Origin of the sequence: Streptomyces sp. YS-3 (genome assembly GCF_045257485.1) — a bacterium.
Taxonomy (GTDB): domain Bacteria; phylum Actinomycetota; class Actinomycetes; order Streptomycetales; family Streptomycetaceae; genus Streptomyces.
Genome location: NZ_JBJHPC010000307.1, coordinates 1 through 8,725, shown reverse-complemented (window position 1 = coordinate 8,725; position 8,725 = coordinate 1). Strand labels below are relative to the sequence as shown.

The 8,725-nt window shown below is 69.3% G+C and carries 8 protein-coding genes; 3 read left to right on the top strand and 5 right to left on the bottom strand.

Annotated elements, in window-relative coordinates; genetic code table 11:
* The first annotated feature begins 227 nt into the window (after window positions 1-227).
* Both ACJA3G_RS22960 and ACJA3G_RS22955 read left to right on the top strand, forming a co-directional pair.
* Window positions 228-548, top strand: coding sequence for a LexA family protein (locus ACJA3G_RS22960; protein ID WP_406554913.1), 321 nt, complete (start codon window positions 228-230; stop codon window positions 546-548).
* Between the two features lie 87 nt (window positions 549-635).
* Window positions 636-1,361, top strand: coding sequence for a hypothetical protein (locus ACJA3G_RS22955; RefSeq protein ID WP_406554912.1), 726 nt, complete (start codon window positions 636-638; stop codon window positions 1,359-1,361).
* A 196-nt stretch (window positions 1,362-1,557) separates the two neighbouring features.
* Here the strand turns inward: ACJA3G_RS22955 and ACJA3G_RS22950 are convergent, their stop codons facing one another.
* Window positions 1,558-2,130, bottom strand: a complete 573-nt coding sequence (locus ACJA3G_RS22950; protein ID WP_406554911.1) for a hypothetical protein — start codon at window positions 2,128-2,130, stop codon at window positions 1,558-1,560.
* A 362-nt stretch (window positions 2,131-2,492) separates the two neighbouring features.
* On the opposite strand from ACJA3G_RS22950, the gene ACJA3G_RS22945 reads away from it, so the two are divergent.
* Complete coding sequence (locus tag ACJA3G_RS22945; RefSeq protein WP_406554910.1) at window positions 2,493-2,759, top strand: hypothetical protein; 267 nt, start codon at window positions 2,493-2,495, stop codon at window positions 2,757-2,759.
* A 1,367-nt stretch (window positions 2,760-4,126) separates the two neighbouring features.
* On the opposite strand, the gene ACJA3G_RS22940 is transcribed toward ACJA3G_RS22945, so the two are convergent.
* The 4 genes from ACJA3G_RS22940 to ACJA3G_RS22925 form a co-directional block, all read right to left on the bottom strand.
* Window positions 4,127-5,368 carry an acyltransferase family protein gene (locus ACJA3G_RS22940; RefSeq protein ID WP_406554909.1) on the bottom strand — a complete coding sequence of 414 codons (1,242 nt, stop codon included), beginning with the start codon at window positions 5,366-5,368 and terminating at the stop codon, window positions 4,127-4,129.
* Window positions 5,369-5,513: 145 nt separating this feature from the next.
* Window positions 5,514-7,415 (bottom strand): DHA2 family efflux MFS transporter permease subunit, encoded by a 1,902-nt coding sequence (locus ACJA3G_RS22935; protein WP_406554908.1) that lies wholly within the window; start codon window positions 7,413-7,415, stop codon window positions 5,514-5,516.
* A gap of 21 nt (window positions 7,416-7,436) precedes the next feature.
* Complete coding sequence (locus ACJA3G_RS22930) at window positions 7,437-8,195, bottom strand: SDR family NAD(P)-dependent oxidoreductase (protein WP_406554907.1); 759 nt, start codon at window positions 8,193-8,195, stop codon at window positions 7,437-7,439.
* Window positions 8,195-8,578: a holo-ACP synthase gene (locus ACJA3G_RS22925; protein WP_406554906.1), complete on the bottom strand. Its 384-nt coding sequence runs from the start codon at window positions 8,576-8,578 to the stop codon at window positions 8,195-8,197. The genes ACJA3G_RS22930 and ACJA3G_RS22925 overlap by 1 nt, the downstream gene beginning before the upstream one ends.
* Window positions 8,579-8,725 lie beyond the last annotated feature (147 nt).

The following is an 8,725-nucleotide window of genomic DNA, read 5'->3' as shown; positions in this document are numbered from 1 at the left end:
CAGGACGCCCGCAGAGACGAGCGGGCTCAACGTCGTCCCCTGTGCTGCCGGGGGTCGGTTCCTCGCCGTGAATGGGTCGTCCGGGCCAGGGGGACTTGGCCCGGCCCCGGGTGTTGTTCCACTGGGAGTAGCCGCAGCTAGCGCGCGTTGCATGCCGAAAGGTTGTTCCCTTACCTCAGTCCGGGAGGTTACGGTCAGGGGCACACAAGATCGGCAAGGGGGATCCTATGCGTGGCCGGGCCGTCCGGGTCGCCCAGGCCGGACACGCGGCCGGCGTGGTGCCGGTTCCGCTGGTCGGCCGGATCGCTGCCGGAGCCCCGATTCTGGCCCAGCGGGCCGTCCAGGACGTGCTCTCGGTGCCCGTCGCGCTGGTAGGCCACGGCGACCTGTTCGCATTGAAAATCGTGAGCCAGAGCATGATCGACGTCGGCAACCTGACGGTGACATCGTCACCGTCAGGCGCCGGCGCAGCGCCGAGCCCGGCGACATCGTGGCGGCTGTCACCGGTGACAACGAGGCGACGACGGGCGTCCCATGAAGTGATGTAGCCGGGCAAAGGTCCGGGCGGTTGCTGAAGTTGCTATATTTTGGTGCTATGCCGCACGCGCGGTGGCCAAGGGCGGCATGCTGTTCCCATGGCGTCCCAGGCAGACATGGTGGAGCGGCTGAGGCCGCTCGTAGAGCTTCATCGTGGCCGTCGACAGGCACCTGTTCGATTCCGCCCCGCCACTTGGCGTCCCTGGCTGGAGCCCCACGGGGCAGCACGTGTGCTGGGGCTCGGTGTGGATGCCACTTCCAGCTCAGGCGACCGGCTCATCAGCCGTGATGACCTTGTTGCGGCACGGCAAGCGCTCGGCGACGACCCGGAGGAACGCCGTGACTTGTTCGTCGCGGTCATGATTTGGGGAGCGGGGATGACCAATGGGCGAGCACCCCGCTACACCAGCGTTGCCCTCGGCGATGCCCGACTCCCACACGTTCTGGAGGCGACGCGAAGCGCTGTCCGGGCCGGCGAACTGACACGGGCGTACACCGCGTTCACCGTGCGGGGAGTCAGGCGGTCCTTCTTCACCAAGTGGTTTGCCGCTGTCGATGACCGGGATGCCGAGTGCGAACGTGCCTTGATCCTGGATGACCGCGTCTTCCGTTCCCTCAATGCGCTCGGCTGGTCTAGCAGAGAAGCGGCGAGGACACGCGGTTGGGCAACTCGATACGCGACCTATGTTGGGGTCATGCACGAGTGGGCCGACTCCTTGGGCGTCACGGCGGCTTGGCTTGAGTGGCTGATGTACGACTTGGACGGTCACGTAGAGGGCGAAGAACCTCAGCTTGGGAAGCTGCGGGCATTTGGGTGCGGTTAGGTTACTGATCTGGGCGAACGGTCGGGTCGAAGCCGGAAACCATGGATGGCTCCTGAACTACCGCGGCAACGGCAACGGCACCTTCCGCCAGGCCGAACGTCCGCCGTCATGGTGGATGTCCCGCGGAGCCGCGACCGCCCGAGGCTTGCCATCCTCGATGGCGGCGGTGCCAAGCACCCCGCGTGGGCGCGCCGCCCTACCCGAACTGCCGCAACACCGCAGCCACGTTGGCCCGGTACGTTCGCAGCGCCTGCAAGCCGGAAGCGTAACGGTCGTGATGTCGCTCGATGTCCGTGGTCTGGTTCTGGGCCCGTACCTTGTGCCAGATTTCGGCCGTGTGGTGGCGGTGCTTGCAGGTGACATCGGCGACCGCAGTGGCTCGTTCGTGCCGCGTGTGCAGGGTGTTTCCGTTGCCGGCGCGTTGCCAGGCCGGGTCTGCGTAGGCCGAGAGGGGGTCGGGGTAGCCCGCGAATCCCCGTTCTGCCATGCAGCGGGACCACACCGCGAAGGCCTCGCGAAGGCGCGGGTCGCGCTTGGCCTCCTCGTCGACCTCGCTCGCCCGGGTGCCGGCGTACAACCAGTTTCCCTTGACGTCGACGCCGAGCATCATCCGCCGGTTCGCCTCAGCGCTGCAAACGGGAAAGTCCGCGTATTCGGCACCGGTCATCCGCCGGCCCTTCGGCTGCGAGGCCGAGGATGTGGCCGGGTCCCAGCCGTATCCCCAGCGGCGGGCGGCGCCCGGATCCAGGACGCCGTAGTCCGTGCTCACCGCAGTGGCAATGATGGGATCGTGAGGGTAACGGGGGTCCAGCGGAAAGTCCGGGTGGCCGCGACCCTCCATGCACTGGCGAACCAGTAGTGCCGATGCCCGCTGGGACCGCTGGTAGTCCTCGGACGTATACGCGTAACGGTCGGCCGGGAGGGGCCCAGGACCGGACGCGGCGCTGGTGACGTCCCGGGGGCCCGCGCCCGTGGCGCAGAACCCCACCAGTAAGGCCACCACTACGGCACCCGGCCGCCACTTCCGCATTGCCATGTGAAGGGATGCTAGCGGTCTGCGTGCGCAGGAACGGCTGCCACCCCCTCCCTCCTTCATCCCCACTCAAGGCCAGGCCCCCGTGGGTAGCCTCGATGAACCTGTCGATAGCAAAGGACGAACCCGCGCCCAACGAGGTGGCGGGCTGGCTGAACCGGAACGCCTTGCGCCTGAACAGTCTGACGGCAGGTACGCCCACCATCGACCTGCGAACGCTGAAGAGTGTTCTGGACGGCGTGCGGGTCGTGGGCTTGGAAGAGGCGCCTCAGGGAACGCGTGAGTTCTTCCAACTCAAGAACCGTCCAGTGGAGTTCCTGATGGTGCCCAGCCTTCGCCGGTATCTATGGCAGGGGAAAAGATGAAGTGGACATGGGCGACCGTCGCCAGGCCGTGGGAAGGCCACGTATCTCCTCGGAGTTCCCGATCTCCGCGACTGCCTGGTCGATGTTCATGGAACATCTAGTGCGCAGGCCGAAGGGGCCCCGCGCACCGCAGCCCTGCTGGTTTCCGCAGGTCAACCACAGTCGCGCACAGAGCACAGTTCGACCCATCTGATGCCCGGCAGCCGCTCGATCTCCTTCTTCAGCTCCGCGCGCCGCTCCTCTGGCAGGTCGTCGGGGAACCTGACTTCGAGAAAGGATCCCTCATCCGACTCCCTCTCGTACGTATCTGTTGCTCTGAATTTCCAAAGGTGCACCCGAGCCTCCTCGAGCCTCTCACTGGACGAGCCGGGCTCGACGCCGGCCCGAACGTATGAGGTTTCGCCAGCGCGGGAGTGACGAGGAAGCTCTGGTAGAACGCCGCTGCCCCCACCAGAACGCCCGCCGTCACCAGAGCACCGATGCCACCCATCACCCTCGCGGCGGTCGGGCGCCTCTTTGGGTTCCCGAATGCCGCCAACAGCAGCAGCACCGCCGATGGCCAGAACAAGAACATTCCCAGGAGGGCGCCCAGGGCCCCCCAGGGCACGAGCACCAGTCCTGTGGCCAGGCAAGCGCGGACGAAGCGCTTCGAACGGCGCAGGAACAACAGAGGGGTAACCGTTGTCAGGCCGGTCAGTACATAGAGAGGGCCGAGGTTGGACGGCAGACCCCAGAGCATCACCAGCGCACCGGCCAGCGCCGCGCACACCGCGAGAGCCGGCTGCTGCCAGTGGAGGCCGTCCTGCTCATTCTGCCTGGCCGTCATGACCGCCCCTGGGCCTTTGAACATGCAAAAGTGAACGCGTTCAAATCGTAGGTCACGCGGGTGACCCTTGGGAAGATCCATACATCCCGACCGCGCCCTGACCGCATCTCAAGTAGCAGCCCTACAGCCCTGAATACGCATGACGGGTGATCACCGAGCGGATAACCGTCGGCCTGGCACGATGATCCGACGTGCCAGTGTCTGGAGCGTGCGCCCCGCGCCCCCGGCATGTGGCCTGTGCCCGCCTGAGCCGACCTGGGGATACGCCCGCTCACTCAGCGGCCGGGCCTGATCCGGACTGCTGTCGGCTCCGAGGTCCGCACCTTCTCACGGGGGACTGGGCCTCGGGGCCGTCTCAGTTGACCTGCGGCGATCTCGCGCGGCGCGAAGTCCACGTCCCTTTGACGTGGAGCAATCCTGGGGCGTGAAGCACCACCAGGAGCAACAGCCACGGACCGCACACACCGAGCAGAAGACTGGCGGAACCTGGCAGGTGGACCACCGCCGAGTCCGTCGGCGATGGTCCACCCGAGCTGAAGAGTCAGTGCGGCGAGGAACGCTCGACCCCGCCCTCCGCTCCGGAGGGGTCCGCGCCACTCGGCCGAGCCGGGCATGTCCGCGCCGGGCACTCGCGGCAGGCCGCCCGGTGGGTCGCGTTGCGGCGCGGGCGGCGCCGGGCCCAGTGGCGCATCATCGGGCGTTCCACACCCATGTAAAGCAGCCAGGCCAGCAGCAGTGCCACACCGAACAACGGGGCCAGCACGACCACTTGGTCGACCAGGGCCATACCGCTGAAGTGGGGGATGCCGAGCAGTTTGGTGCCGTAGTCGATGACCGGCTTGTGCACGAGGTACAGGGCGAAGGAGATCTCACCGAGCCGCACGAAGTAGGGGTGGCGCAGCGGCGAAGGGCGTCCCTCGACGTCCGCGACCGCGCCTGCGCAAATCAGCATGCCGATCGGGATGACCGTGGCGGCGGCGAAGGAGTACAGGCCGGATCCCATGGACAGCCAGTAACCGAGCACGAACAGGACCGTGGCGGGCGCCATGCCGAGCTGGAACCACTTTCCCGCGGCGACGATGCGGGCCAGGACCATACCGAGGGCGAACTCGAATGCCCGCGCGAGCGGGAAGAAGCCCACGAACCAGGCGTCGTTGTCGAGGTAGGGAAGCAGCGGGGACATCGGCTTGCCGTTGGGGACGAAGTGCTCGGCGACGACCGGGTGGGTGAAGATCACCGCGATCAGGGCCGCGGCTGCCCACCACAGGTATCTCGGGGGCACGCGGCGGAGCTGTGTCAGCAGCAGGGGGAAGGCGAGGTAGAAGAACACCTCGCAGGAGAGGGTCCAGCTCACGGGGCTGATGGCCGTCGTGAGGTTGAACCCGGGGATCCACGACTGGGTGAGTGTCGCCGTGGGGAGGATCTGGGCGCTGACGATCGCTTTGCCCGTCAGCAGCATGAGACCCGCGTGGGCCGCCGCGACGAGGAGGTGGTTGGGGAAGATCTTCGCCGCTCGCGCGCGCCAGATGGCCCGCGCGGGGCTGTCGGGCTTGGCTGACCAGGTGAGGACGAAGCCACTGAGGACGAAGAAGAACGAGACGCCGACCTGGCCGAGGTTGCGCCAGAAGTCCGGGTTCCCCCGGATATAGAGGGAGAAGTGGCACAGCACGACAGCTGCGGCGGCCACGAACCGCATCCCGGTGAGTGTGGGGAGTCTGCGCGCCGCGCCTTCATGTGCCGCGGGGACTGTGCTGTGCGGGGAGAGTTCCTGGGGTGTGGGCATGACGGGCTTCCTCTGTCTCGAAGGCTGGTTTGATGGCTGGTTGGTTGCCAGTTGCTTGGTGGGTTGGTGTGTTGGCTTCGGGGGCCCGGTGGTGTTCCCTCCCGGTCCTGTGCCATGCGTACGTACGCGGTACGGGCCCGGGGCGTCAGAGGGGAACCGGCGGACGCCAGATCCGGCTCCCGGGGTGGGGCGCGGTGGCCCATCGCCTGTTCTGTGTGGTGATCGCTTCCTGGACCGTGGCGGCGAGTCCGGCATGTGTGGGTGCGGGGCCGTCGTCGCCGAGGTGCCGCCGCAGGGTCCGGCGTAGCTCCACCGCCACGTCGCGGGGCCCGCCCGCCGGGCGGGTCGGCAGGCGCAGTTCGTGGTCGACGGCCGCGGCCAGCCCGGGGGTGTCGTCACACACCACGTACTGCACGGATGCAAGGCCCAGGCGGTGGGAGTGCAGCCCGCTCAGTAGACGGGACCAGGTGGCGGAGGTGTCGGCGCCCGCCACATCGAACCCCAGGACCTCGCGGTGTCCGCGTGCGGGGACCCTGGTTGCGGTGAGGATCTGTACGGCCTGGTAGCCGTGGCCCCCTTGAACGACGGCGGGCAGTGTGTCCAGCCGCAGCACCGCCGTACGGCGTGGGTGGCGGGGGCGTCGGCTGCGTGCGGGGGTGAGTGTCGCGGCGGCGACGGCGGCGAGGAACAGGACGCCGGAGGTCAGGAGCGTCGTGGTGTGCAGGGCGCCCGCGTAGTCCACCGGGCGGCTGGGGTCGACAGGGCTCCCGGGCCCCGCCGACCTCCCTGCGACCGACGCCGCCTGACGGCTGATCAGTGCGCCGACGGCGGCGCCGCCGAGGATGCCGCCGATCTGGCGGCTGGTGTTGAGCACGCCGGACGCCGGGCCTGCGTGCCGGCTGTCGACCGCGTCCATGGCGATCTTGGTGAGGGGGGCCAGAGCGGCGCCGATGCCCAGGTCGGCCAGGAGCATCGCCGGGAGCAGTTCCCAGGGGTCCATCCCCGGGCGGGCCTGCGAACCCAGGAGGGCGAGCCCGTACGCGTAGGTCAGCAGGCCGCCGATGACCAGGGGTTTGCCGCCGATGCGGTCGGCGAGGCGACCGGAGACGTGTGCGGCCCCGGCGGCGGCGAGCGGGGTGGGCGCCGTGAGAAAGGCGGATTGCAGCGCCGTGAGGTGCAGTTGCTGTTGGAGGAGCAGGGCGATCGGGGTGGCGCTGCCGATGACCGCGAAGTGCACGGCGGCGCCGATGCCGTTGGCCACGGCGAAGTCGCGGCGGGTGAACAGGGAGCGGGGCAGGAGCGGGGAGCGGGGGTTGCACCGTTGCTGGACGAGGAACAGGACCAGGCACACGACTCCCGCGCACAGGGCTTGGCCGCGCAACGGGCGTCCGCTGCCCAGGAGTGCGAAGGTGAGGGTGGTGAGGCCGGCCGTCACCAGCACCAGACCGATCGGGTCCGTGCCGCGGCGGCCCTCGGGAGTCGGGGCGGGGAGCAGGGCGGCGGACAGGAGGAGCACCGCGGCGCCGACGGGTACGTTGATCATGAAGATCCACTGCCAGCCGACGCGGGTCACCAGGATCCCGCCGAGGAGGGGGCCCGCGACGATCGACAGCCCCATGACGCTGGTGAGTGCGCCGAACGCGGCCCCGCGTCGGCGGGCGGGGAACATCGCGGCGATGAAGGCGCCGATCTGCGGTGTCACCAGGGCGGCCCCGAGTCCCTGAAGGGCACGCCAGGCCAGGAGTTGGCCGACACTCGCAGCGCAGCCGCACAGGGCGGAGGCGACGGTGAACAGGACGAGTCCGGTGAGGAGGATCCGCCGGGGGCCGTAGCGTGTGCCGAGGCGTCCGGCCGGGATCATGAAGACCGCGTAACTGATCAGATAGGCGTTGACGAGCCAGAGAACCTGGTCCAGGTCCGCGTCCATCGCGTGCATCATCGCCGGGATGGCGACGTGCACGATCGTGGTGTCCAGCACGATCAGGAAGAAGGCCGTGCACAGGACGCTCAGCGCGACCCAGGGCGTCCGGCCGTGATCCTGGTCCATCACGACTCCTCGGGTAGAGCGTCACAGGGCGGTGAAGCCGCCGTCGACGACGAGTTCGGTACCGGTGATGAAGGTGGCTGTGTCACCGGCCAGAAACCGCACCGCCGCCGCCACTTCGTCCGGGTGCGCCGGGCGGCGCAGGGGGGTGCGTGCGGTGACGTCGTCGAGGAACTCGCGGGGGACGGTCGCCGTCATGGCGGTGGCGACCATGCCGGGGGAGACGGTGTTGACCCGGATGCCGGCGGGCGCCAGCTCTACCGCAGCTGCCCGCGTCATGGCCCGCACAGCGCCTTTGGCGGCGTGATAGGCGAAGGCGGCACCTGAGCCGACCATGCCGTAGATGGAGCTCACGTTGACGATGGAGCCGCCGCCGGCCGAGCGCAGACACGGGGCGGCGGCCCGCATCCCCAGCCAGGTGCCGCGCTGGCAGGTGTCCACCACGCGGTTCCACTCCTGCAGGGTGCAGCTCTCCAGGCCGTGGATGCCGAGCGTTCCGGCGTTGTTGACGAGGACGTCGAGGTGGCCGAAGCGGCGGCGGGCGAAGCGGGTCACGCGCTGCCAGGAGTCGGGGTCGGTGACGTCGAGGGGGTGGCCGACCGCGGTGCCGGGGGCGGGACCACTGTTGAGTGTGTTCGCCGCCTCCCGGCAGGCGTCTCCGTCGAGGTCCGTGACCACGACGCCCATGCCCTGGTCGAGCAGGGCGCGGGTGACGGCCGCTCCGATGCCGCCGAGGGCGCCGGTGACCAGCGCCACCCGCTCGTACGGCCGCGGCGCGTGCATCACCGCTCCCCGCCGCTCGGGAACCAGGCGAGGGCCGCCGCGTAGCCGCGGGCGTGGGTCAGCGAGACGCGGGGCGTCGCCAGCCCCTGCTCGCCCATCCAGTCGGCGAGCCTGCCGCGGACCCGCAGGACCGGGGCCTCGTCCGCGCGGCGCAGGATCTCCATGTCCTGCCAGGGCGGCGTCCCCGGCCAGCCCACAAGCTGAGCGACCGCTTCCTTGGCCGCCTTGCGGGCGGACAGGTGCTCCTCGGCGCGGGCCAGGGAGTGCGCGTAGACGCGTTCGGTGCCGGTGAGCCAGTCGGTCCAGCGGGGGTCGTCCCGCTCCGGGCAGTGCTGCGGGGAGCTGATGCGGACGACGGGGCCTGTGGTGGTGTGGCGGTTCATGCCGTTGCCTCCTCGGATGGGGCCGCCTGGTGCCAGGGGGCCAGGACGAGGGAGACGTAGGTGCCTCCCCAGTTGGCGGCGGTGACGACGCAGGCCTTGCCCGCGGCGTTGGGGGTGGAGTCGAGATAGGGGCGCAGGCCGTCGAGG

What these genes read in the sequence shown, in the direction of transcription:
- ACJA3G_RS22960 (WP_406554913.1), top strand. Translation starts at nt 228, where the DNA reads ATGCGTGGCCGGGCCGTCCGGGTCGCCCAGGCCGGACACGCGGCCGGC.
- ACJA3G_RS22955 (WP_406554912.1), top strand. Translation starts at nt 636, where the DNA reads ATGGCGTCCCAGGCAGACATGGTGGAGCGGCTGAGGCCGCTCGTAGAG.
- ACJA3G_RS22945 (WP_406554910.1), top strand. Translation starts at nt 2,493, where the DNA reads ATGAACCTGTCGATAGCAAAGGACGAACCCGCGCCCAACGAGGTGGCG.
- ACJA3G_RS22940 (WP_406554909.1), bottom strand. Translation starts at nt 5,368, where the DNA reads ATGCCCACACCCCAGGAACTCTCCCCGCACAGCACAGTCCCCGCGGCA.
- ACJA3G_RS22935 (WP_406554908.1), bottom strand. Translation starts at nt 7,415, where the DNA reads ATGGACCAGGATCACGGCCGGACGCCCTGGGTCGCGCTGAGCGTCCTG.
- ACJA3G_RS22930 (WP_406554907.1), bottom strand. Translation starts at nt 8,195, where the DNA reads ATGCACGCGCCGCGGCCGTACGAGCGGGTGGCGCTGGTCACCGGCGCC.
- ACJA3G_RS22925 (WP_406554906.1), bottom strand. Translation starts at nt 8,578, where the DNA reads ATGAACCGCCACACCACCACAGGCCCCGTCGTCCGCATCAGCTCCCCG.